Here is a 22,925-nt window from a genome sequence, read left to right as displayed (position 1 = left end):
GCTTGACTCAGCCTTCGCGGCGAATGACTTCGGCCACGGCCTTGGCCAGCACCGGGACCGTTTCACGGTTCAGGCCCGCGATGTTGATGCGTGAATCACCGGTCATGTAGATGCCGTACTCGCTGCGCAGCTTCTCCACCTGCTCTGGGGTCAGGCCCAGGCGTGAGAACATACCCCGGTGACGGGCAATAAAGTCGAAGCGGTCGCTGCCGGTCTCTTCCCGCAGGGCGGCGCTCAGCTGCGCTCGCAGTTCCAGCATGCCCAGGCGCACGGCCTCCAGTTCCTCGGTCCAGGACTGGCGCAGCCCGGCGTCAGTCAGCACGGTGCTGACGATTCGCGCCCCGTGGTCGGGTGGGAAGGAGAAGGCCTGGCGGTTCTGCGCGGCCATATTGGCCTGTACGGTGCCCTGCTGCGCCTCAGCCGTCTTGGCGATGAGTAAGCCGGTGCGCTCGCGGTAGATACCGAAGTTCTTGGAGCAAGATGCGGCGATCATCACTTCATCCAGCGCGCCCGTGAGCAGGCGGGTCGCGGCGGCGTCCTGTTCCAGTCCGTCCCCGAAGCCCTGGTAGGCCAAGTCAATCAGGGCGGTGGCCCCGGACTCTTTGACCACCTGAGCAACTTGTGCCCACTGCTCCAGCGTAGGGTTCGCCCCGGTGGGGTTGTGGCAGCAGCCGTGCAGCAACACCACGTCGCCCGCCTTGGCCTGCTGCAGGTCTTCCAGCATGCCTGTCAGGTCCACCGTGCCGCTCTCGGCGTCGAAGTAGCGGTAACTCTGATGCCGGATGCCCATAGATGAGAGGATGGTCAGGTGGTTGGGCCAGGTGGGGTCGGAGTAGTAGACCGTCAATTCAGGGTTGGCGGCGCGGGCCAGGGCCAAGGCCAAGTGCACTGCGCCCGTACCACCCACCGAGGCGCTGCTGGACAGGTCCGCCCGCTGAACGGCACCCTCCCCCAGAATCATGTCGGTCAGGGCAGTGCGGTACTCAGCGTCCCCGACCAGCTGGGTGTAGGCCTTGGTCTTTTGCTCGTCCCAGATCCGCTTTTCGGCTTCTTTGACGGCGGCCATCACGGGGGTCAGGCCGTAGGCGTCGCGGTACACGCCCACGCCCAGGTCAATCTTGCCGTGACGCTCGTCGGCGCGGAAGGCTTCGGTCAGGGCCAGGATCTTATCGGCGGGCTGGGCTTTGAGTTGTTCGAGCATGTTCACACTCCAGTTGGGGAATTGGGAAAAGATTAGGAAATCAGCGGTCTGTCCCTGCAGGCATGGTGGTGCAGAACCGAGTCCAGGCCCATCATACAGAGGCGGCCTGGCCGGGCACCTCAGCGGCCAGGGCAGTATGTCCAGCATGGTGGGCAAAATCCTGTTGCACCGGCGCCGGATACGAAAAACCGCCGGAACTGAGCACTCCGGCGGCTGCGGGCGGCAAAGGTTATTTGCTCGGCAGTTCTGGCTTCTTCTCACCCCGGAAGGCGTCTTTCTCCTTCACAGGCTTCAGGGTGATTCGTTTTCCGGTGCGGGCGCTCTCGTAGATGGCGTCCATCACGACATGATCGGCCACGCCTTCTTCGCCGGGGGTCCAGGGGGTGCGGCCCTGACGGATGCACTGCGCGAAATGGTCGAACTCGTTGGTGAACTGGTCGTAAGCCGGGAACGACGGCTCGAATTTGCCCTCGTCGTCTTCGATGGTCAGCTTCAGGCCCTGATAGTCGAAGGCCGGGTCCATCAACACGCTGCCCTCTTCGCCGATGATCCGGAGCGTAGAGGTGTCCTGCGAAGCGTAGCTGGTCAGGCAGTTGGCGACCACACCGCCGGAAAAGCCCATCATCCAGCTCACGCGCTCCTCGACCTCTTCAAAGCGCCTGTCACCTTCCGGCTGGTGCAGGTCGGCGAAGACCCACTGCGGCTCCTCGCCCATCACAAAGCGGATGATGTTCAGCGAATACAGCCCGATGTCCGGCAGCGGGCCACCGCCCGCCAAGTCAATTTTGAGCCGCCAGGCTTCGGGGTCGTCCTCAACGTGCGAGTGAATCGAGTCCACCGTGCGGATTTGGCCCAGTTTGCCGCTTTGCACCGCGTCACGGGCGGTCCAGTGTTCCGGGGTGTACTGGCAGCGGTAGGCGGTCATCAGCAACACGTCCGCTGCTTTGCAGGCATCTACCATCGCCTGGGCGTCCTCGGCGTTCATGCCCAGCGGTTTCTCGCACAGTACCTGCTTGCCCATTTTGGCGGCCCGCTCCACGTATTCGCGGTGCATGGAGTTGGGTAGCACGATATAGACCGCCTCTACATCGTCCCGCTCGGCCAGGCGCTCAAATTCATCGTAGGTGTACACGTCGTCTTCGGTCAGGTCAAAGGCCCGCGCAAAAGCTTCGCCCTTGTCCTCCTCACTGGTGACCAGCGCGGCGACGTAGGCATGTTCGCTGGTGCGGGCCGCCGGAATCAGTTCCTCGGCGCTCAGCTTGCCGATGCCCACGATGGCGTAACCCACGCGTTTGGCTTTGGATTCGGGATGGGGAATCTCTGGTTTTAGGCCCATGCCTCACCGTAACGCTGGAGTCCCGTAGACCGTCAGGCCCTGGGCCTTTAGAGGGCGTTGATGCAGAACCGGCGGGCCAGGTCACGGCGACCATGCATTAAACTGCCTGGATGAACCGCGACCAAGGCCAGCACTATGGCCCCGACCAACAGATTGACGTAGAAGAGCTGGTGGAGTTTCTGGCCCGCCAGATGGTGGACGAGCCGGAGCAGGTGCGGGTTCACCGTCAGGGACAGACTCTGCTGATCCGGGTGGGCGAAGGCGAAGAAGGCCGCCTGATTGGTCGCCAGGGCCGGGTAATCCAGGCGATCCGGACCCTGGCCCGCAGCGCCACCCCACCGCGCTCGCGCCTGACCGTGGATCTGGACGGCCCGCGCAGCGCCCACAAGGAGAAGAGGCGTCCGTGAGCGCCCCGGAGAATACGACCCGGATCGGGTATTTCCTGGGGCCGCAGGGGCTGAAAGGTGGCGTGAAGCTGTTCGTACTGGGCGAAGCCGAGCAGCTGCGCGAACTGCCACGTGTTTGGGTAGAGGGCTGGGGCTGGCTCAAGCTGCGCCGCACCGAGCTGACCTATCCGGGCATCGCCCTTTTTCCGAGTACCATCACGACGCGCGAGGCCGCCGCCGACCTGCGCGGCGCTCAGGTGTACGCCGACGACGCCGACCTGCCCGCGCTGGAAGAAGGCAGCTACTACTACCACGAGCTGCGCGAGTTGCCAGTCTGGCAGGAAGGGCGTCAGATCGGTGCGGTGGTGGACGTGCTGGACATGGGATATCAGGACTTGCTGGTGGTCAGCCACGATCTGGGCGAATCGCAGATTCCACTGCAAGCGCCCTACGTGGTGATTGAAGACGAGGACGGCGCGCCTACCCGGATTGTTCTGACTGAAGACACCCCTGGCGGCCTACTGGGCGAGGACGAAATTGACGATGAAGACGGTCAGGACTCAGAGGACTAAGCCTTGCTGACCTTTTCGGTGCTGACCCTCTTTCCAGAACTGCTGCGTCCTTTTGCCGAAGAAGCCCTGCTCGGCAAGGCGCAGGCACGCGGGCTGGTGCGGGTGAACTTGCACGACCTGCGGCAGTGGTCCGGCAACCGCCACCACAAGGTGGACGACACCCCTTATGGCGGCGGCGCCGGCATGGTGATCCGGGTCGATGTGGTGGCCCGCGCCCTGGACGCACTGCGGGCCGAGGCGCCTATAGACGAAGTGGTGATGCTGACCCCCGCAGGGCAGACCTTCACGCAGGCCAGTGCTGAAGCCTGGGCCACGCAGGGCGGCCACTGGGTCATTCTCTGCGGACGCTACGAGGGCTTTGATGCCCGCGTGGAGCGGCTGGTGACCCGTGAGGTCAGCATCGGTGATTTCGTGATGATGGGCGGCGAGGCGGCGGCGGCCTGCATCATGGAAGCGGTGGCGCGGCTGGTCCCTGGTGTGTTGGGTGACGAAGCCTCACATCAGGACGACTCCTTCAGCTCAGGCCTGCTGGACTACCCGGAGTACACCCGCCCGCCGGTCTGGGCCGATGAAGGCGTGCCGGACGTGCTCCAGGGAGGGAACCACGGCGCGATCCGTGAGTGGCGGCGCTCCCAGGCGCTGGCCCGCACCCTGGACCGCCGACCCGATCTGCTGCCCCATGCAGGATTAATGCCGCAGGACAGCGCCGAACTGCTCCGGCTGGGCGCCAGTGCCGAGCAACTGGCGGCCTGGAACGCCCCGGAGCCGCCTGCGCCCAAGCAGAAGCGTCGGCGCAAACCTCCTGTCTAAGTCCTGGTTACGTAAGACTGGGCCCTGCGGCGCAGGATTCTAAGTTCTCAGCTGCGCCTGACCCCAGGCCGTCATGAGCTCCGGGTGACCCGCCGCCCGCAGTGCCTCGTCGCGGATGCGGCACGAGTCACAGCGCCCGCACGGTTCTGCGCCGCCGCTGTAGCAGCTCCAGGTCTGGGCAATCGGAACGTGGGCGTCCAGCGCGGCCCGCACGATGTCTACCTTGCTCATTTCCAGAAGGGGAGCCACCAGCCGCGCCCCGTGCCCTTCCCGGCCAGCTACACTGCTCAGGTCAGCCAGCGTCTGGTACGCAGCCAGATAATCGGAGCGGCAGTCGGGATAGCCGGAATAGTCCACAGCGGTAATGCCCAGATGCACGCTGCCTGCATTGATCGCCTCGGCCAGGCTGAGGCCTACCGCGATAAACACCGTGTTGCGCCCTGGCACGTAAGTGGGGGGGACGACGCCGTCCGGGGTGGCTTCCAGCGGCACGTCCAGTCCATCGTCAGTGAGGGCGCTGCCGCCGAAGCTGCCGATGTTGATGTCCACGATGCGGTGCTCGGCCCCAAAGTGCGCGGCGATCACGGCGGCCCGCTCCAGTTCGGCGGTGTGGCGCTGGCCGTAGCGGAAGCTGAGCGCGGTGGGCTGATAGCCATCCTGTACCGCCAGGCCCAGCACGGTGCTGGAATCCAGGCCGCCGGACAGCAGCACGACGGCGCGGGGGTTGTCGTTGGGGAATGAATGGCTCATGGCTCCTCCTTGGGAGTGGGGGTAAGGGGCTCAGTAGCCCAGCGCCGTGTCCCCGCCCAACGGGATCAGGCGTTTGTCGCTATGTTGGTCCAGATTATCGGCACGGTAAAGCTTGTGCATCTGATAGCCAGCGCGCAGACGCGGATTGGCCTTGACCGCCTCGGTGATCGCGTTCAGCACGCGCATATCACGCTCACGGGCGCGGCTCCATTCAGGGTGCAACCAGATCACGGCGTCTTGCCGTAGGCCGCCGAGCGTGTCCAGTCCGGCCTGGATGTCTTCTGGGTCATGCACGATGATTTTGACCTCATCGGCGCGGGCCACCACTGCGGGCAGCGGCCATTTCTGACTGGGCTTGGGTGAGAGCGTCATCCAGTCCAGATCACCCCGCAGTGGAGCGATGCCGCTGGTCTCAATGTGAACCCGGCGGCCCAGCGCGTGTAGGGCGTCCGTGAGTGGAACCAGGTCAAACAAGATCGGCTCGCCGCCGGTGATGATGACCACTGCCCCGTCTGGACTCTCGGCGGCGACGGCCTCAGCCAGCGCTGCGGCGTCCATTAGCCCCACCGATTCGGGGCGGTACTCCGGATGCCATGTCCCGGCGCTGTCGCACCAGGGGCAATGCTGCGGGCAGCCGTACAGCCGGATGAAGTAGGCCGCCCGCCCCAGGTGCACCCCCTCGCCCTGCCAGGTGTAGAAGCGCTCGTAGACGGGGTATTTGGTAGAGGATGAGCGGACTTCGGCCTTACTCCCAGTACTCACAGCAGGACTCCGGCGTTTCCCACAGCAGCACGCGCAATTTTAGGTCCGCGCCGTCATCGCTTTCCTCCAGGTCGGCATGAATACGGCGCATGGTTTCACGGTGCAGATAGGCAGCGACCACCTCGGCGGTGGTGTCGTCTCCCAGCTCGGGATGTTCGTTCAGGAACATGTGATCCAGTCCTCCCTGATCCACGTCCTTCTTGGCCCATTTCAGGCTCTTGAAATCCGCCACCATGATGCCCCGGCGCACATGGGCGCTGGGGCGCAGGCGCTCAGATTCCAGCTCCATCCGCACCCGGTAGGTGTGGCCGTGCAGCCGCCCGCAGGGGCCGTCGTAGCCTTCAATGATGTGAGCAGAGTCGAAGGTGAATTCGGTGCTCAGCTTCCAGGGCATCTATTTCTGATCCTCGGCCACATAGTTCGCTTTCACGGCCGTGCGGATGCCGCCGCGCAGGCCATAGTCACAGTCGATGCTCAGGCGCAGCGGGTCCAGCAGGGCGACCAGGTCGGCCAGCACCCGGCGGGTGGCGTGCTCGTGGTAGATGCCCACGAAGCGGTAGGAGGTCAGGTAATACTTCAGGCTCTTGAGTTCTACGCACTTTTCACGCGGTACGTAGCGGATTTCCAGTCGCCCGAAGTCGGGCAGACCGCTCCAGGGGCAGACCGGGCTGAACTCGTCGGTGCTGATTACGATTTCGCTGGGTTCGCCGGGGTAGCGCACCGGGTCGTCTTCACGGATGGCCGCAAAGGTGTCCAGCACGGCCACGTCAATGGCGTCCAGGCCCTGAACGTCGTAGCGGCGGTCAAAGCCTCCACAGTCTTTGGCGGAAGTTGCAGCGGGGGTGGGTTCAGTCTGGGTCATAAGTCACTCCTGTGCGCCGGGCCTTCATGGCGGCGCAGGCCGACAAAACAGGTCGGCCCGGTTCATAGTGTAGGCGATGGGCTGGGCGGGGCAGTGTGGGCCTATTCAGCATGAAAAACCCGCCGGGGCATAGGGCTATCCGGCGGGTCACGCATCCTAAATGTGTTTAAAGAGCAGTGGGGTCGGGAAAGTCAGCGGCCTTCTGGGCTTGGTCCTTCTCGTTTTCTTTCAGAAGGGCTTTCGACCCTTCCTCGCCCACTTCAGGCACAGTCGGCTGGGCTTCGCTGTCAGGGCGGCCCGTTTCAGGGTCCATGTTGCTTGGGGCGGTGGCGCGGTCTCCAGGATCAGTCATACTTCCAGTCTGCCGCCTCATACACGGTGCTGTGTGAAACGGGGTTTAGTGCAGCTAGAGAGTTGCCGCGATTTGATGCGAGCAGACTGGCACAGCTCCGCAGGAGAGCGAGCAGACACGGACACTCTTGAGCAGCTCACCCTATTTTCCGGATGATCTCTAAGCTGCGCCAGCCCTCAGATGTTCTGTACCCCTCGGCCCACGGCGTCGGCCACATCCTGGAAGCCGCCCCGCCGCAGCAGTGCCGTCAGGCCACGTGCTATTTCGGCAGGCAAGCTGGGGCCGCCGTAGATCAGGCCCGAATACAGTTCGACCAGGCTGGCCCCGGCCAGGATTTTCTCGTAGGCGTCCTGTGCGGTGAAGATGCCGCCTACACCAATAATCGGCACCTGACCGCCCGCCTGTGAATAGGCCTGGCGCACCAGTTCGGTCGAGCGTTCTCGCAGGGGCCGGCCACTCAGCCCGCCGGTTTCGCCCTGGTGGACGCTCCTCAGCCCATCACGGCTCAGGGTGGTGTTGGAGATGATCAGTCCATCCGCCCCAGCGGCCAAGGCAGCGTCTACACTTGCCCCGAAGTCGGCGGGATGCAGATCGGGAGCCAGTTTGACCAGCACTGGAGGAGTGCGGCGGGCGGTACGGACCCGCTGGCGTTCGGTTTCGTCTATGACTTCGGCCACCAGCGCACGCAAGTCGCCTGCTGCTTGCAGGGCGCGCAGGCCGGGTGTGTTGGGGCTGCTCACGTTCACCACAAAAGCGTCCGCCACCGGGTACAGCTCGGCCACGCATTTGCGGTAGTCGCTCGCCGCTTCGTCGTTGGGTGTCAGCTTGTTCTTGCCGATGTTGACCCATACCGGGCACAGGCGCGGCCCTTCCAGATGGCGGCGCATGGTGGCCATGCCGCCGTTGTTGAAGCCCATGCGGTTGATCAGAGCGTCGTCTTCTGGCAGCCGGAACAGTCGGGGACGTTCGTTGCCACTCTGTGCCAGCGGTGTGACCGTGCCGACCTCCAGAAATCCGAACCCCATCGCTCCGAAAGCTGTGACTGCCTCGGCATTCTTATCCAGACCAGCGGCCAGGCCCAGCGGCGAGGCGAACTCGCGGCCCCAGAGCGTCTGGCGCAACTCAGGCACATCCGGCAGGCTGAGGCGGCGGGCCAGCGCCGGAAGGCCGGGTAGCCGCCCCGCCGCACCCAGCCCGGCAATGGTGAAGTGGTGAACGTCTTCGGGGTCGAAGCGGAACAGCTGCGGCTTGAGCAGGTCACGGTAGGGGTGCATCAGCGGTCAGTCTAACGCGCAGGGCAGCAGGCGAAACCGCCCCCATGACCACAAGTTGGCCCCGGCCTACCTCACTTGGCTTTTGCCTTTTGCGGAAATTCCTCTCTTATTGGTCCCAGCACTTCCGCTGCCACGCCCAGGAACTCGTCCAGCAAGGCGTCCTTCCGCCCACGCCGCCAGACCGCCACGATGTCGATCAGCGGTGCGCCCTCCAGCGGTCGGTAGACCACGCCCTGCATGCCCAGCCGCTGAAAAAAGCTGATCGGCAAGAACATGCCCACTTCGGCAGACACCAGCGAGAGCAAGGTGGGCACTTCCAGACCCTCTTGCACCACGCGGGGGCTGAATCCCGCCTCGGCGCACCAACGCATCACCTGATCGAAGTAGGTGGCCCGCTGATGGCGCGGAAAAAACACGAAGTCCTCGCCCGCCAGGTCATGGATGTGCAGGCGCTCCCGCCCCGCCAGCGGGTGCGCGGCCGGGAGGGCCGCCACCAGTGGCTCACGCCACAGCGCCCTGGCTTCCAGCGCTGGGTCGCGCACTGGCAGCAGCATCAGGCCCACATCTATCTGCCCACTTCGCAGAGCCGCCTCCTGCTCTGCCGCACTCAGTTCGCGCAGCTCCACACCCACGTCCGGCGAACGCTCGCGCAGTACCCGCACGATTTCCGGTAGGCCGCCGAACACCAGTCCGCCCACAAAGCCCACGGTCAGGTGCCCCACCTCGCCCCGTGCAGCGCGGCGGGTACGCTCCAGCGTCTGCTCGGCCAGGGTCAGGGTTTCACGTGCTCCGGCCAGAAACTCGCGCCCTGCTGGCGTCAGCTCTACCCGGCGGGTACTGCGCGTCACCAGCGGCACGCCCACCTCGTCTTCCAGGCGGCGGACCGAGCTGCTGGAGGCCTGCTGCACGACGTAAACCCGCTCGGCGGCGCGGCCAAAGTGGCCTTCTTCGGCGAGGGCGATGAAGTGGCGTAGGTGACGGAGTTCCATGTCCAGCGAGTCTAAAGGGAGAGAGGCTGAGGCGCTTGCCATGCTCTCCCACAGCCTGCAAGTCCCCACAGCCTGTAAGTCGTGAGTGTGGACCGCCAGTGGATTGATTTGGGCTACGGTCCACTGACTTTCCGCTGACTGTCACCGCCAAGCCGCCGCTGTCGCAGGGGCACAGTGCCGTGACCTTCGGCGTCCAGCGGCAGGGTACCCGCTGAGGTGGGACTGGGTCCGCCTCGCTCACGGTTTGGACGCATTCGGAGTAACTGGCTCATCATCACTGCCTATCTACCAAAAAAATTGGTGAATGCCCCTGCCGATCCTTGTTGGTCGCAGCTGACATGCGGGCACTAGACTGTCGCCATGACCTTAAAACCACCTATTCCCCCCCGCGTGAGCCTGCCGGACACGCAGCGCGAGGAGCTGAACAAGCTGGAAACCCAAGAGTGGATCGACTCGCTGGCCTACGTGCTGGCCGACGGGGGCCGCAAGCGCAGCGCCGAACTGCTGGAGGCGCTGGACGCCTGGGCCTACGACCGGGGCGTGCCGATTGAGTACAAGCAGAGCACCCCGTACATCAACACCATTTCTTCGGGTCGCCAGCCGGAGTATCCCGGCGACGTGGAGTTGGAGCGCCGAATCCGCAACATCATCCGCTGGAACGCGGTGGTGATGGTCGTCAAGGCCAACAAGGCGTCGGATGGCATCGGCGGGCACCTGGCCTCCTACGCTTCCTCCGCCGAGCTGCTGGAAGTGGGCTTCAACCACTTTTTCAGAGGTCACGGCGCGGGGCCGAACCGCGACCTGGTGTTTTATCAGGGCCATATCAGCCCCGGCATCTACTCGCGCTCGTTTCTGGAGGGCCGCTTTGACGAGGCGCAGCTTAACCGTTTTCGCCGCGAGCTGAGCCCCGACGGTCCTGGCCTGAGCAGCTACCCCCACCCCTGGCTGATGCCTGACTACTGGGAATTCCCCACCGTCAGCATGGGCCTGGGCACCTTGCAGGCCATCTACCAGGCGCGCTTTATCAAGTATCTGGAGAACCGTGGCCTCAAGGAAAAGGGTGATGCCAAAGTCTGGGCCTTTATGGGCGACGGCGAGATGGACGAGCCGCAGTCGGTGGCCGGGCTGCGCTTTGCCGCTTACGAGAACCTCGACAACATCATTTTCGTGCTGAACGCCAACTTGCAGCGGCTCGACGGCCCGGTGCGCGCCAACTCCAAGGTCATTCAGGAGTTCGAGGCGCTGTTCAGAGGCGCGGGCTGGAACGTCATCAAGGTGGTCTGGGGCAGCAAGTGGGATGAACTGCTGACCCAGGAAGGCGCACCGCTGATTATCCAGCGCTTCGAGAAGATGGTGGACGGCGAGTCGCAGCGCTACGCCGCGTTCGGCGCCAAGGAGCTGCGCGAGCAGTTCTTCAACACTCCGGAGCTCCAACAATTGATCGCCGAGTGGCAGGACGACGACCTGGCCCAGCTGAACCGCGGCGGCCACGATGTCCATAAGGTGTACGCCGCTTATCAGGCTGCTACGCAGCACAAGGGCAGCCCGACGGTCATCATCACCCGCACGGTCAAGGGCTATGGCCTGGGCGAGAGCGCCGAGGCCCGCAACGTGGCCCACCAGGTCAAGAAGCTGGACGCCAGTGCCCTGACCGCCCTGCGCGACCTGCTGGAACTGCCCCTGACCGACGAACAGGTGGAGCACCTGGAGTTCTATCATCCTGGCATGGACAGCCCCGAAGTGCAGTACGTGCTGAAGCAGCGCGAAAAACTTGGCGGCTTCGTACCTAGCCGCGTGGTGGACTACCCGCACCCCACCGTACCTGACGGCAAGTTTTATGAGGAGTTCGCGGCGGGCAGCGGCGGGCGTGAAGTCAGCACCACCATGGCTGCCGTCAGCATCCTTGCCAAGCTGCTGCGTGACAAGGAAATCGGTAAGTATGTGGTGCCGATTGTGCCCGATGAGGCCCGTACCTTCGGGATGGACGCGCTGGTGCCCCGTGTGGGCATCTACTCGCCGCGTGGACAGACCTACACCCCGGTGGACAGCGGTTCGCTGATGTACTACAAGGAAGCCGTGGACGGTCAGATGCTGGAAGAAGGCATCACCGAAGACGGCGCGATGGCGTCCTGGATTGCGGCGGGCACGGCCTACGCTCATCACGGCGTGCCGACCATTCCGTTTTTCATGCTGTACTCCATGTTCGGCATGCAGCGGGTGGGCGACCTGGTCTGGGCCGCTGCCGACCAGCGCGCGCGCGGCTTTATCCTGGGCGCCACCGCCGGACGCACCACCCTGGCGGGCGAGGGCCTGCAGCACCAAGACGGCAACAGCCACCTGCAGGCATATGTGGTGCCAAACCTTAAAGCCTACGACCCGGCCTTCGCCTACGAGCTGGCCGTGATTTTCGAGCAGGGCATTCAGCGGATGTTCGTAGACGGCCTCGACGAGTTCTATTACGTGACCATTGACAACGAGAACGAAGTCCAGCCGCCCATGCCGCAGGACCATGACCGGGTGCGCGACGGCGTCATGCGTGGCATGTACCTGTTCCAGCCCGCTGAGGACAAGAAAGCCAAGCTGCAAGCTCAGCTGCTGGCGGGCGGTCCGGCAATGGGCGCAGCCCTGGAAGCTGCCGAGCTGCTCAAAAAGTACGGCGTGGCGGCCAGCATCTGGAGCGTGACCTCCTACAAGGAGTTGCACCAAGACGCCCTCCTGAGCCAGCGCTGGAACATGCTCCACCCCACCGAGGCCCCCAAAGAGTCCTATGTGGCCGGTCTGCTGAATGAAAAAGACGCCCCTGGCGTGCTGGTGTCAGTCAGCGACTACGTCAAGTTGGGTGCCGACGGCCTGAACGGCCACCTGAGCCGCAAGCTGTGGACTCTGGGAACGGATGGCTTCGGCCGCAGCGAGGCACGCACCGAACTACGTGATTTCTTTGAAGTAGACGCCAAACATGTGGTGCTGGCAACCCTGTATGCCCTGCAACGCGAAGGTAAAGTGAAGGGCGAAGTGGTGGCTCAGGCCCTGGCAGATCTCGGCATTGACCCGGAGCGGGAAGCGCCCGTACTGCGCTGAGTGCCAGCGGCAGAGAGCTAAGGACCAGATGAAGCTCTTTGTCCCTGGCTCTCTGCCACACTGCTTAAGATTCAGACCCTTAGATACCCAGGAGGAGTCCAGCCATGACTGAACTGAAACTGCCCGAAGTGGGCGACAACATTACCGAAGGCACCGTGGTCAGTGTCAACGTGCGAAGTGGTGACACGGTGGCCGAAGGCGACACCATTATCGAGATCGAAACCGACAAAGCCGTGGTAGAAGTGCCCGCAACGGCGGGCGGCACGGTTGGTGAGATTAAGGTTGCAGTGGGCGACAAAGTGCCAGTGGGCGGCGTCATTCTGATCCTGACAGACGGGGGCGGCGTGGCCACCCCAGCCCAGGCCTCCAGTGCACCTGTGTCAGCCCAGGGTGGTGGCGATCAGGCCATGCAGCAGGAAAGCACGGCTGTCAGCCCCAGTGACGCCCAGGCCAATACGGTGGCTGCCGAGCAACAGCAGGCCCAGAAAGCCGAAGCGGGAGCAGCGCAGAGCGGCAACACCAGCTCGGCCCCGGTATCTGGCAGTCCAGTCTCCGGCGGCGGTCAAACGGTGGTCCTACCCGACGTGGGCGACAACATCGAGCAGGGCACGGTCGTCACGGTGCTGGTCGCGGAGGGCGACACCGTGTCCGAGGGCGATCCGATCATTGAGATCGAAACCGATAAAGCCGTGGTGGAAGTCCCCAGTAGCGCCTCCGGCACCGTGCAGAGCATCTCTGTGAAGGTGGGCGACAAGGTCACTGTGGGCGGCACCATTCTGACGCTGGGTGGCGGTACTAGAGCAGCAGCTCCAGCATCCGGTACGCCTGCTCCAGCTCAGGGCGGCGGCGATCAGGCGGCCAGCCAGGAGTCTTCGGCAGGTGCCAGCAACGCCGTGGCCGCCGAGCAGCAGCAGGCCCAGAAAGCGGGAGCAGCGCAGGGCCAATCTGCCGCTCAGGCCGCCGCACCGGCCCAGTCAGGCACCCAGAACCCCAAAACCTATGAGGGCCGTGACCTGCATCCTGCCGCGCCCAGCGTGCGCCGCCTGGCCCGCGAAATGGGTGTGGAGCTGAACTCGGTGCAGGGAACCGGCATCGCTGGCCGGATCAGCGAAGAGGATGTGCGCCGCGCCGCTGGCACCCCCAGTGTGACGGGCGCCCCAGCTGCTCAGGCCGCTTCAGCCCCTACGGCTGCTGCTGCGCCTGCCACCCAGCCGCTGCCTGACTTCGCCAAGTGGGGCAATGTGACCCGCGAGGACATGAACGGGATCCGTAAGGCCACCGTGCGTTCCATGACGGCGTCGTGGACCACCATCCCGATGGTCACCCACTTCGACAAGGCCGATGTGACCGTGATGGAGGAGACCCGCAAGCGCTTCGGCGAGCGCGTAGCCAAGGCGGGCGGCAAGCTGACCATGACCCACATTCTGATGAAGGTCGTGGCGAACGCCCTGCGCCAGTTCCCTAAATTCGGGGCCAGCCTGGACCTCCAGAACGAGCAGGTCATCTTCAAGGACTTCGTGAATATCGGCGTGGCCGTGGACACCCCGGTGGGCCTGCTGGTGCCTGTCGTCAAGGACGCCGACCGCAAGACCATTACCGAGCTGGTACTGGAACTTACTGACCTGGCCGAGCGCGCCCGCGAGCGTAAGCTCAAGCCCGACGAGATGCAGGGCGCGACTTTCACCATCTCCAACCTGGGAGGCATCGGCGGTCACGCCTTTACCCCCATCGTGAACAGCCCCGAAGTGGCGATCCTCGGCGTGTCGCGTGGTGGCATGGAGCCGGTCTGGAACAAGGAAAAAGGCGAGTTCGAGCCACGCAACATGCTGCCGCTCTCGCTGACCTATGACCACCGCCTGATTGACGGCGCGGACGCGGCGCGCTTCCTGCGCTTTATTGCCGAATCGCTGGAAGATCCCTTCTTGATCAGCCTCTAACGGACGAAGGTCAAGGAGAGAAGCCACTTGCGACGGGGCTTCTCTCCTTTTTGCAGGGGGTTTGGACCGTTTCCCCATCAGCCTTTACACTTGACTGATATGCAACCGCCTGCCAGCCGTCCGCTTGAGCCGCAACCTGTTGCCCTGGCCATCAGTGGCGGGGGTGGGCGGTCGTTTTACCAGGTGGGGGCCTTGCAAGCGCTGGAAGACGCTGGATTTACGTTCAACGCCCTGGCTGGGACTTCTTCTGGCGCGATCTTGGCTGCACTGCTGGCGGCAGGACACTCTGGCCGCGAGATTCAGCGCCTGTTACGCGAAGCGAACGTGCCGGGCTGGTACGACCTGACGCTGGGGCAAGGGCTGGTGCGGCCCAGCGGGCAGCAGGAGTGGTTGGAATCCGTGCTGCCGCCGACCTTTGCTGAACTGGCCTATCCGCTGATCGTGCCCACCACCGACATCCAGACCGGTGAGGAGGTCTGTTTCGAGAGTGGCCCACTGGTGCCCGCCATCATGGCAAGCAGTGCCTTTACCGGAGCGGTCTATCCACCCAACTGTGAGGGCCGCTGGCTGAGCGATGGCGGCCTGGTGAATGAAGTGCCCGCCGATCTGGCGCGGCGCGTCAGTGATCTGCCCGTCATCGCGCTGGACGCCACTGCGCCGCTGCTGGAACTGGACTTTCCGTCGCCGGATGAACAGTCAGGCGGGTTGCGCGGCCTGATTTCGCCTACCTCGCCGTCCCTACCGGAGATTCTGCTGCAGGCTTTCACGGTCACGCAGGGCCACCTGACCCAGCGCCGCTTGTACGAGGCGGCCCCGGAGTGGCTGGTGGATTTTGACCCGCTGCGAGAACTGCATTTGCAGAATCTGGATCAACTGGACCGGGGCGTGGAGATCGGTTACGGGTTCATGCAGGACTTTATGGACGCGGGCTATCTGGTCAAGGAGGAATAAACCTCAGCGGCGGCCCGGTGGGCGCGAGAGATCCGGAGCGCCGGGAGCACGCCGGGCGAAGCGTTCGCTGGGCCGCACGGCATCAGGATCGTCTGGCAGAGGCTGAGACTGTTTCGCGGGCTTATCCCAGTCCCAGGGTTCGGGTGGTGGCTCCGCTGCCCTGCTGACTGACTGCATATCCGCGGCATCACGGTGGGTTGCCGTGTCATCGTCATGGGATCCTTCGTCCTCTTCCTGCTCTGCCCAGGTATCGGGAGCAGTCTCGGTGGAGGTCCAGACTTCGGGCATCTGCTCAGCTGCTTCCATATCGTCAGGGGCAGGCGGCGCGACCACGATCACACGCCCCGGCCTGCGCCCACGCGCCAGGCCCATCAGCCCCAGGAAGCCGAACAGCCCCCAGGGAAAGCCCTGCCCGGAGGTGGTGATCACCGTTTCGCTGCCTGGAGCAGCGCTGGCTGCACTGAAAAAAGCGAGGAGAGAAGCAGCGATGATGAGGGAGGGCAGTCGGTCAAGCATGTCCCGGCCAGTTTAACGCTTAGGCAAGTCCCCTCTTGGCTGCGTGATGCGGCCAGAAGCCAGAAGAAGGCTGCCCTGCTGCCGAAGTTCAGGTAAGGCGTAAGGACCAGGCCTCAGCGCAGATAGTTGTCCCATTCCGGCTGTGACTGCGCGAACTGGCCGTGCGCGAACACCCGGAAAGAGGGCACCCTGGGACCGCGTTTCAGGGGCATCTGGGCCTCGTCGGGGGTACGGCTGCCCTTGCGCTGATTGCACTCCCGGCAGGCGGTGGTCACATTGGTCCACTCATGCCGCCCGCCGCGTGAGCGTGGCAGCACATGGTCCAGCGTCAGGTTTTCGCCGCTGCCACAGTACTGACACTGGAAAGAATCCCGCCGCAGGACATTGCGGCGGTTGAAGGGCACAGCGAAGGTTTTGGGCCTGCGCACATACCGCCGGAGCCGGATGACGCTGGGAACCCGCAGCACCGTGGACGGCGAGCGCACCACATCCCGGCTTTCTTCCAGAACCTCGGCCACTCCGAACTGGGTCAGGGTGATGGCCCGCTTGATGCTGGTCACTTGCAGCGGCTCATAGGATGCGTTGAGCACCAGTACGCGGGCGGCGTTCAGGTCAGGGGCGACCCGCATGGACAGCTCGACGTCTGACCTGCCACCACGCTGCAGTGCACCGGACTGCGTCTGCTGTGTGTGGCCCCCAGGCCGCCTCTCTCCCTCCTGACCCGCATGCTTCATGGCAGACATTTTATTCGCAGTTGGTCAGCCTGATGTGAGGATAACTGCACTTCCGTTAAGTGGCTGGGCACTTCAAATAGGGGTGTGCCGAAAAATAGGTTGCAAACTTGCTCTGTCTGATTGGTGCATGTGGTGGTAAATGATGCTTGTTCCAGCACTGCACTGCCTGAGCACCAGGGTGCTACTGACCGTTGCGGTCCAGAATGATCGTGACAGCCACTTTGCTGCTGGTCTCTATGCCCTGTTCCTGCGGTCCCTGGCCGGGCACGGGCTGATACTGGGCCAGCACGCCCCAGTCGAAGCGGTTGCTGGGAGCATCTTCACGGGCTGTCACGGTGATAGGGAAGACCTCACCGGCCTGCACGACCGTTTTGGGCAGGGTGATCACCAGACTGTCGCTCATGCTCTGGGCGCTGAGGTTGAAGTTGCCGGGGTGCGACTGCGCCTGATACCCACCGATGCGGCCCTGGAACTGCCGGCTCTGCCCAGCGGCCAGAGTCATTTCGCTGATCTGGTCGCCGCCCGGTTCGGAGACGATCAAGTACCCCCCGGCACAGCCGATGTTCCTGAGTTGCCCGATGTCATAGGCCGAAAGCAGTAGCGTAGGCAAGAACGACGCCATGACCAGGCCCAGGCCAAACATGGCCTTGGGGCGGTCATTCCAGCTGCTGGCCGTCAGGGCCAGACCACCCGGCCCCAGCAGCAGTGGTGTCAACAGCGCCAAGATGGTGTGTCCCTGACAGGGGTCGGTGAGGAGCAGTTGCCCGCCAAAACGGACCAGCAGTGCCGCCGTCGCCGCCAGCCCCCAGCCTAGCAAAAAAGGCTTCAGCGGCCAGCTCAGACGCGGGGCAGTGGCTTCGTCCAGCTGCGTGCCAAGGTTGCTGCTGGGCCTGAAAGCCTGATCGCCTGGTTCGCTCAAAGCGCTCCAGCAGCAGTGTGCGGCAGTGTTTGGACGGTGCCTTGACTTTCGGCCAGCTCGCTGTCCGGCACTTCGCAGTGTGGGCAGATCCCCATAAATTCCAGCCGCACGTCCGTCACCCGGAAACCCTGTGGAAAGGCCCCTGCAGGCAACTGGGGAATCAGCTCGGCGTCAATGTCGAAGATGGCCCCACACTGACGGCAGACCGCGTGGTGGTGGTCAGCCCCCGTATGCCGGAAGTCGTAGCAGGTGGCTCCGCTGGCCCGCTCAATGGTCACGGCGACACCGTCGCGGACCAAGGCGTCCAGGGTGCGGTACACGGTGCCCAGACTGACCGTGGGCTGCAATTTACGAACTTCGGAATGAATCCAGGCGGCGTCGGGATGACAGCGGGCTGCGCGTAACACCTCGATGACCGCCTGGCGCTGCTTGGTCTGGCGTACCATCGTCATGGCGTGCAGCATAGCAAATAGGGCCGTGGCTGCCTGCGAGCAAACCCACGGTGTGGACTGCGGGCGCTCAACGCTTGATATCCCGGTCCGCACTACAATATCGGCCACCTATGCCTGAACGCCTGCTGCCACTCTTGACCGAAACACCGCGCTCCGGCGATGAACTGGGCGAGGCGCTGGGCCTGGGCCGCGTCATGGTCAATACCCTGGCTCACCGCCTGCGGGGTCAGGGCGTGCCGCTGGAAGTCGGACGAACCGGCTACGCCCTGCAGCGTGGAACGCCCGCTCCGGGAATGGTGCCTATACAGGGGCAGTTTGGCCAGGCACTGCGCTACTACGGCGAAATAGACAGCACCCAGGACACGCTGCGGACCTGGGCCAACGATGTGCATGACTCGGCACCTCACGGCGCGGTGGTGGTGGCTGAGCGTCAGCGCGCAGGCCGGGGACGCCGGGGGCGTAGCTGGCTGACTGCCGAGGGCAGTTTGGTCTTCAGCCTGTTGCTGCGCGGGCCACTGCCACTGGCGGCACTACCGACCCTGCCGTTGGCTGCCGGGGTGGCCCTGCGGCGGGCGGCGGGCGGCGGTGGCCTCAAGTGGCCCAACGATCTGCTGGACAACCAGGGCCGCAAGGTGGCGGGCATCCTGCTGGAAGCCGAGTTGCGCGGCGAAGAAGCACGGCAGGCGGTGCTGGGCATCGGAATCAATGTGTCGGAGGCGCCTGAAGGGGCTGGGAATGTACACAGCTTCCGCCCTGGCGTGACCCGCGCTGAGCTGCTGGGTGAGCTGCTGGCCGCGCTGGAATACTGGCTGAATGCTCCGGCGGATGAGGTGCTGGACGCCTGGCGCGCTGTGAGTGTCACCCTGGGCCGCCCAGTGCAGTTCACGCCCGCCGGTGGTGGGCCACGGACTGGAACGGCCGTGGACATTGACGCGCAGGGCAGTCTGTTGGTGGCTCTGCCCGGCGGCGTCCGTCAAGTGGTGAGTGCCGGAGACGTGGAACTGGTAGGGCAGTTTCAGTCTTCTGACCCAGGCAACGTCACCCAGTAACGGCGGATGGGTTTGTCCTGGTGCTGTGGAACTTCAAATTCACCTTCCAGCACGCCCCCATTTGCTTCAATGACGCCCCGCGACCCGAAATTATCCACATCGCAGGTGATCAGCACTGGCCCTATCCCCAATTCTCTTGCCCGTTCCAGAGCCAGCCGGAGGATCAGTGTTCCGTAGCCGCGTCGCCGTGCGGAAGGCCGGATCTCGTAGCCGATGTGACCACCGTACTCCCGCAGGGAATCGGTCAGTGAGTGGCGGATACTGACGCGGCCCAGGTAGTCACTGCCCTCGACCAGCCAGCGGTACTCGGAATGCACGAATCCGGCGGGCAGCGCGTTGCCTGGTTCGTACCGTGTCAGGCCGCGCAGCACCTGCCCGAAGTCGGCGGTGATGGTGTTCAGGTCCCAAATGAGTGTGTCACCTAGGCCGCTGCGCTGTGCCTGCGCTTCCCGCACCGCGTCTAGAAAGCTGTCTTTGTACCGTTCCGAGGGTCTGACGAGTTCAGGCATGGGACAGCTTAGCGGCACCGTTTTGCTCTAAGCGTCAGCCATTTGGCGTAGTGAACCGGCGAAGGCCCGGAGTAGGGATACTGTTCAATGTGCCTGGGGACTAGATGAACCAAATGTGACCGGGGTATGGTAGGGCTACCTCAACTGATCAGCGGCCAAGCTGTTCTGGCTGCACCCAAAGGAGAAACCCCATGACCCAGACCACTTTGCATCCTACCCTGGCCGGCACGCTGGCTCCCGTTCCTTCGCTGACCCGCGACATTCTGCTGGTGGTGGGCGCGGCCCTGCTGATGGCCCTGATCGCCCAGGCCGAGATTCCGCTGCAACCCGTCCCTGTCACCTTGCAAACCCTCGGCGTGTTGCTGATTGGCGCGGCGCTGGGTTGGAAGCGGGGCGCGGCTGCCCTGACCCTGTACCTGGCGATGGGGGCCGTGGGCCTGCCTGTCTTTGCCGGGGGCAGTGGCTCTTTCGCTAAGTTTCTCGGTGCCACCGGCGGCTACTTGCTGAGCTACCCCTTCGCTGCTGCTGCCGCTGGCCTGCTGGTGGAGCGTTTTGGCCTGGACCGTCGCCCGCTGGGTGCTGCTGCGGCCATGCTGGTCGCCAGCGTCATTATCTACGCGCTGGGCCTGGCCTGGCTGAGTGCCGTGACGGGTCTGCAGGGTCAGGCGCTGCTGACCGCCGGCCTGACCCCCTTCTTGCTGGGTGACGCCCTCAAGATCGGTCTGGCCGCTGCGCTCCTGCCCGCTGCCTGGGCACTGGTCCGTCAGAAGTAAACCCCGCTTGAAAGTGAAGCCCCGCCCCGATGGGCGGGGTCTTTTCATATGTAAATGTTGGAGGCTGTCCCAGAAAATCGCGGAGGTGGGCGTACCCCGGCGGGTTGTAGGCGAGCAGACGGGCACAGCTGCACAGGAGAGCAAGGAGGCATAGACTGGCTTGGACCTCACCCCCATGTTCCGGATGACCTCTAGAAAGGCAGGATGGCCGGCTGCTTCCACTGCCCCTGCGCCAGCGTGAGTGGGCCAAAGTGCGGCTGACCGAGGGGCTCTAGATCGGCGGAAAAAGTGCCATCTATGCGGTAGGTCACGGCCTGACCACGGGCCACCTTCAGCACTTCGCCCGCCGCAGCCAGGTTCAGTGGCAAGCGAACATTGGCCGTCTGAAGAGTCTGGCCGCCTGCCGGCAGATTCAGATTTGGCAGGTGGATTGCCGCCACGGGCTGCCCCGTCAAGTACAGATCGGTATCGAACGAGTGCAGCCGCACTGTGAAGGGGTTGGGATTGTCTACCTGAAGTTGCAAGTGGAGGTCGGCCCAACCGCTCTGGTCGCTGCTGGGTAGGCCGATGCCAGTGAGCGCAATGCTCTGGGTCTGGAAGGTGGGCACCTGAACACTCTGGCCCACCAGTGCCGCTGGCGTGCAGGCACTCAGGGTGCTCAGGCCCAGCAGGGTCGTCAGGGAGAGGCAGCGAAATGGCAGCAGGCTCATGCGCCCAGTGTAGCCAGCGCTTACCTTAGAAGACATGAAATGGTGCTGGCCCCTTACCCCAAGCAAAGCCGCCTTGCTGGCGCTGGCCCTGCTGGCCCCGCAGGCCGGAGCGCAGGCGGAAGCTCCCGGGAATTGGCTCCAAGGCACTCAGGTCAGCGCTGAGGTGGGAACTGGGCCAGCTGGCGTGGGCGTGGCCCTGGGCCTGCGCGGCGTACGTTTGGGGGGCGGCGCCCTGGACTTCAGCGTCGGAAGTCAGGACGCCGCGCTGAGTTACGGTCAGGTGCTGGCGCTGCCCCTGCTGGGCTACGCTGAAACCCAGACCGAGGCCCAGTGGCGCTGGTCAGGGGGTTCACGCCTGATGACCCAGGGCGTGCTGGCTGCCGGACCCGCCGAGCTGCGCCTGGGCGCCGAGCGTTTCACTGCGCCATTGCTGCGGCTCACGCCGCTGGACACCCTGAATGACCCGACTCCTGACCTGCGCGTAGAGGGTCAGCGGGGAAACGTTTCACTGCGCTACCGGGTGCAGCCTGCTACTTTCGTCACCCTGAGCCGCGAGTGGGAAGCTGGCACGGTGACGGCCGCTGAAGCCGAGTGGCGACCCCAACTGTGGAGCCTGGACGGCGGTGGACCTGTGCTGGCACGGGTTGATCCCCGCGACCTGAACCCGGACAGCTGGGCCGAATCGCTGGGCACGCTGAGGGTACGCCTGGGGAGCGAGTGGCGGTCCGCCAGCGAGGATCAGACGGCTCCAGGCCTGCGGGCTGGGCTGAACTGGACGGCGGCAGCGGGGGGCGAAGCCGAATTGGCCGCCATTCTGGGTACCCATTCCGAGCTGACGGCGGGCTGGCTGCTGTACGACGTGCTGGGGCCAGAGTCGCAGCTGCGCCTGAGTGCCGTGCTGACCGATGCCTGGGAACCAGGGGAACTGACTGCTCAGGCGGGACTGACTGCCGCTGTCCCGCTGGACGGGAGATCTGAGCTGCACTTCCAGGGCAGCGCGGGTGGTGCTGGTACCGCCGTGTGGGTGGTGGTTCTGCTGCCGTTGGGGATCAGCCAAGAGCAATAGTGGTCCAAGAATGCTGTTCCTGTCACACTTCTAGGGGATGTGACGTTAAACAAACGTCAGCCAGGCGGCGGTGTTCTCATGGCTCCTCATGACAAATTGGGGGGGTGAAAAAAGCAGTTCTCCTCCCCCTGACCGCCGCACTGGCCCTGCTTCCCCAGGCTGGGGCACAGACCGCCAATGACGTGCTGTACAAAGTGGATCAGATGCAAAAGAATGCCCGCGACCTGTCGTTTCGTCTGACGGGGCGCCTGACGATGGGCGGCGCTGGACAGAACATGGATGTGTTCGTCAAGACCATTCCAGCCCGCGAAGTGGTCCGCATGGAATTCCGCCAGCCCCAGAGCCTCAGCGGTGACGTGATCGTGTCGGACCGCAAAGAAGTGCGCCAGTACTGGAGCATGAGCAATCAGATCACGGTGACTGGCGTGGGTAACGCCGCCCGGCAAGCTGGCCTGGGCCTGGATTTCTCGCAACTGGGCAGCGCCGCCAACCTGGGCAGCAATTACAACGTGAGTCTGCTGAGCACCTCTAACGCTGGTGGTGGTCGCCTGTTCAAATTGCAGGCCAAACCCAAGACCAACCCCCAGGCCGGAACCGCCCATGTCTGGGTGACTGACCGGGGCTGGCGCCCTACCCGCGTGCAGATGTTCGGCCCACAGGGTGAACTCATGGTGGACCTGAACGTGGGCAACTTCAGCACCAACACGGGCGTGACCGAAGCCCAACTGCGTAGCCTGCCACGTGGCGCACGGGTGGTCCAGCAGTAACCTGACAGGCGCGTGAGCGCCGAGCGTCTAGATTAAACTGTTCAGCCATTGAGCAGAGCGAAGATGAACCGGAGGGCTGCCCCCCGGTTCTTTTCTTGGCTCCTGGGCAGAAGGCTGCGTATTCAGTGTGCGGTCTGCCTTATGCGCCTTACCCCACGCAAGCGTTAAGC

The 22,925-nt window shown here is 64.2% G+C and carries 25 protein-coding genes; 10 read left to right on the top strand and 15 right to left on the bottom strand.

Annotated elements, in window-relative coordinates; genetic code table 11:
* Window positions 1–7: 7 nt before the first annotated feature.
* Together LMT64_RS05895 and LMT64_RS05890 are read right to left on the bottom strand one after the other, a co-directional pair.
* A complete protein-coding gene (locus LMT64_RS05895; RefSeq protein ID WP_126350893.1) occupies window positions 8–1,201 on the bottom strand; it encodes an amino acid aminotransferase in 1,194 nt (397 codons plus the stop codon).
* Between the two features lie 229 nt (window positions 1,202–1,430).
* Entirely contained in the window at window positions 1,431–2,537 is a 1,107-nt protein-coding gene (locus tag LMT64_RS05890; protein WP_126350892.1) for a Gfo/Idh/MocA family protein, read from the bottom strand.
* A 110-nt stretch (window positions 2,538–2,647) separates the two neighbouring features.
* On the opposite strand from LMT64_RS05890, the gene LMT64_RS05885 reads away from it, so the two are divergent.
* The 3 genes from LMT64_RS05885 to trmD are packed head-to-tail and all read left to right on the top strand — an operon-like array spanning window position 2,648 to window position 4,305.
* Window positions 2,648–2,944, top strand: a complete 297-nt coding sequence (locus LMT64_RS05885) for a KH domain-containing protein (protein ID WP_126350891.1) — start codon at window positions 2,648–2,650, stop codon at window positions 2,942–2,944.
* Window positions 2,941–3,495 carry a ribosome maturation factor RimM gene (gene rimM / locus LMT64_RS05880; RefSeq protein ID WP_126350890.1) on the top strand — a complete coding sequence of 185 codons (555 nt, stop codon included), beginning with the start codon at window positions 2,941–2,943 and terminating at the stop codon, window positions 3,493–3,495. The genes LMT64_RS05885 and rimM overlap by 4 nt, the downstream gene beginning before the upstream one ends.
* Window positions 3,496–3,498: 3 nt before the next feature.
* Window positions 3,499–4,305 (top strand): tRNA (guanosine(37)-N1)-methyltransferase TrmD, encoded by an 807-nt coding sequence (gene trmD / locus LMT64_RS05875; RefSeq protein WP_126350889.1) that lies wholly within the window; start codon window positions 3,499–3,501, stop codon window positions 4,303–4,305.
* 39 nt (window positions 4,306–4,344) lie between these two features.
* On the opposite strand, the gene queC is transcribed toward trmD, so the two are convergent.
* From queC to LMT64_RS05840, 7 genes are all read right to left on the bottom strand, one after another.
* Entirely contained in the window at window positions 4,345–5,055 is a 711-nt protein-coding gene (gene queC, locus LMT64_RS05870; RefSeq protein ID WP_126350888.1) for a 7-cyano-7-deazaguanine synthase QueC, read from the bottom strand.
* 30 nt (window positions 5,056–5,085) lie between these two features.
* Entirely contained in the window at window positions 5,086–5,817 is a 732-nt protein-coding gene (locus tag LMT64_RS05865) for a 7-carboxy-7-deazaguanine synthase QueE (protein ID WP_126350887.1), read from the bottom strand.
* A complete protein-coding gene (locus tag LMT64_RS05860; RefSeq protein WP_126350886.1) occupies window positions 5,801–6,211 on the bottom strand; it encodes a 6-pyruvoyl trahydropterin synthase family protein in 411 nt (136 codons plus the stop codon). The genes LMT64_RS05865 and LMT64_RS05860 overlap by 17 nt, the downstream gene beginning before the upstream one ends.
* On the bottom strand, window positions 6,212–6,679 hold the full coding sequence (gene queF / locus LMT64_RS05855; RefSeq protein WP_126350885.1) for a preQ(1) synthase: 468 nt from the start codon (window positions 6,677–6,679) through the stop codon (window positions 6,212–6,214).
* Window positions 6,680–6,845: 166 nt separating this feature from the next.
* A complete protein-coding gene (locus LMT64_RS05850) occupies window positions 6,846–7,031 on the bottom strand; it encodes a hypothetical protein (RefSeq protein WP_126350884.1) in 186 nt (61 codons plus the stop codon).
* A 176-nt stretch (window positions 7,032–7,207) separates the two neighbouring features.
* Complete coding sequence (locus LMT64_RS05845) at window positions 7,208–8,305, bottom strand: quinone-dependent dihydroorotate dehydrogenase (RefSeq protein WP_126350883.1); 1,098 nt, start codon at window positions 8,303–8,305, stop codon at window positions 7,208–7,210.
* Window positions 8,306–8,376: 71 nt separating this feature from the next.
* Window positions 8,377–9,294, bottom strand: coding sequence for a LysR family transcriptional regulator (locus LMT64_RS05840; protein WP_229253071.1), 918 nt, complete (start codon window positions 9,292–9,294; stop codon window positions 8,377–8,379).
* Between the two features lie 360 nt (window positions 9,295–9,654).
* Between LMT64_RS05840 and aceE the strand changes: the two genes are divergently transcribed.
* The 3 genes from aceE to LMT64_RS05825 all read left to right on the top strand — a co-directional run bounded on the left by aceE (window position 9,655) and on the right by LMT64_RS05825 (window position 15,260).
* Window positions 9,655–12,372 carry a pyruvate dehydrogenase (acetyl-transferring), homodimeric type gene (gene aceE, locus LMT64_RS05835; RefSeq protein ID WP_229253070.1) on the top strand — a complete coding sequence of 906 codons (2,718 nt, stop codon included), beginning with the start codon at window positions 9,655–9,657 and terminating at the stop codon, window positions 12,370–12,372.
* Window positions 12,373–12,476: 104 nt separating this feature from the next.
* Window positions 12,477–14,309: a dihydrolipoyllysine-residue acetyltransferase gene (gene aceF / locus LMT64_RS05830; protein ID WP_126350880.1), complete on the top strand. Its 1,833-nt coding sequence runs from the start codon at window positions 12,477–12,479 to the stop codon at window positions 14,307–14,309.
* Between the two features lie 99 nt (window positions 14,310–14,408).
* Complete coding sequence (locus LMT64_RS05825) at window positions 14,409–15,260, top strand: patatin-like phospholipase family protein (RefSeq protein WP_126350879.1); 852 nt, start codon at window positions 14,409–14,411, stop codon at window positions 15,258–15,260.
* Between the two features lie 3 nt (window positions 15,261–15,263).
* Here LMT64_RS05825 and LMT64_RS05820 read toward each other — a convergent pair whose 3' ends face one another.
* From LMT64_RS05820 to LMT64_RS05805, 4 genes are all read right to left on the bottom strand, one after another.
* Window positions 15,264–15,776, bottom strand: a complete 513-nt coding sequence (locus LMT64_RS05820; RefSeq protein WP_229253069.1) for a hypothetical protein — start codon at window positions 15,774–15,776, stop codon at window positions 15,264–15,266.
* Window positions 15,777–15,889: 113 nt separating this feature from the next.
* Window positions 15,890–16,405, bottom strand: coding sequence for an HNH endonuclease (locus LMT64_RS05815; protein WP_126350877.1), 516 nt, complete (start codon window positions 16,403–16,405; stop codon window positions 15,890–15,892).
* A gap of 286 nt (window positions 16,406–16,691) precedes the next feature.
* A complete protein-coding gene (locus LMT64_RS05810; protein ID WP_211334151.1) occupies window positions 16,692–17,429 on the bottom strand; it encodes a hypothetical protein in 738 nt (245 codons plus the stop codon).
* The gene (locus LMT64_RS05805; protein WP_126350876.1) at window positions 17,426–17,881 is read right to left on the bottom strand and encodes a Fur family transcriptional regulator; all 456 of its coding nucleotides are present in this window, start codon (window positions 17,879–17,881) and stop codon (window positions 17,426–17,428) included. Before LMT64_RS05805 ends, LMT64_RS05810 begins: the two co-directional genes overlap by 4 nt.
* A gap of 110 nt (window positions 17,882–17,991) precedes the next feature.
* On the opposite strand from LMT64_RS05805, the gene LMT64_RS05800 reads away from it, so the two are divergent.
* On the top strand, window positions 17,992–18,930 hold the full coding sequence (locus LMT64_RS05800) for a biotin--[acetyl-CoA-carboxylase] ligase (protein ID WP_126350875.1): 939 nt from the start codon (window positions 17,992–17,994) through the stop codon (window positions 18,928–18,930).
* Here the strand turns inward: LMT64_RS05800 and LMT64_RS05795 are convergent.
* A complete protein-coding gene (locus LMT64_RS05795) occupies window positions 18,897–19,439 on the bottom strand; it encodes a GNAT family N-acetyltransferase (protein WP_170165883.1) in 543 nt (180 codons plus the stop codon). The genes LMT64_RS05800 and LMT64_RS05795 overlap by 34 nt on opposite strands.
* A 191-nt stretch (window positions 19,440–19,630) precedes the next feature.
* On the opposite strand from LMT64_RS05795, the gene LMT64_RS05790 reads away from it, so the two are divergent.
* Window positions 19,631–20,212 (top strand): biotin transporter BioY, encoded by a 582-nt coding sequence (locus tag LMT64_RS05790; protein WP_126350874.1) that lies wholly within the window; start codon window positions 19,631–19,633, stop codon window positions 20,210–20,212.
* A gap of 191 nt (window positions 20,213–20,403) precedes the next feature.
* On the opposite strand, the gene LMT64_RS05785 is transcribed toward LMT64_RS05790, so the two are convergent.
* On the bottom strand, window positions 20,404–20,922 hold the full coding sequence (locus LMT64_RS05785; RefSeq protein WP_229253068.1) for an LEA type 2 family protein: 519 nt from the start codon (window positions 20,920–20,922) through the stop codon (window positions 20,404–20,406).
* Window positions 20,923–20,956: 34 nt separating this feature from the next.
* On the opposite strand from LMT64_RS05785, the gene LMT64_RS05780 reads away from it, so the two are divergent.
* Together LMT64_RS05780 and LMT64_RS05775 are read left to right on the top strand one after the other, a co-directional pair.
* Entirely contained in the window at window positions 20,957–21,988 is a 1,032-nt protein-coding gene (locus tag LMT64_RS05780; RefSeq protein ID WP_126350872.1) for a hypothetical protein, read from the top strand.
* 104 nt (window positions 21,989–22,092) lie between these two features.
* Window positions 22,093–22,755, top strand: a complete 663-nt coding sequence (locus LMT64_RS05775; RefSeq protein WP_126350871.1) for an outer membrane lipoprotein carrier protein LolA — start codon at window positions 22,093–22,095, stop codon at window positions 22,753–22,755.
* Window positions 22,756–22,925: the final 170 nt, after the last annotated feature.

The organism is Deinococcus radiophilus (genome assembly GCF_020889625.1).
GTDB classification, from domain to species: Bacteria; Deinococcota; Deinococci; order Deinococcales; family Deinococcaceae; genus Deinococcus; species Deinococcus radiophilus.
The sequence above is the reverse complement of the archived record's forward strand: the minus strand, read 5'-3'. Positions and strand labels throughout refer to the sequence as shown.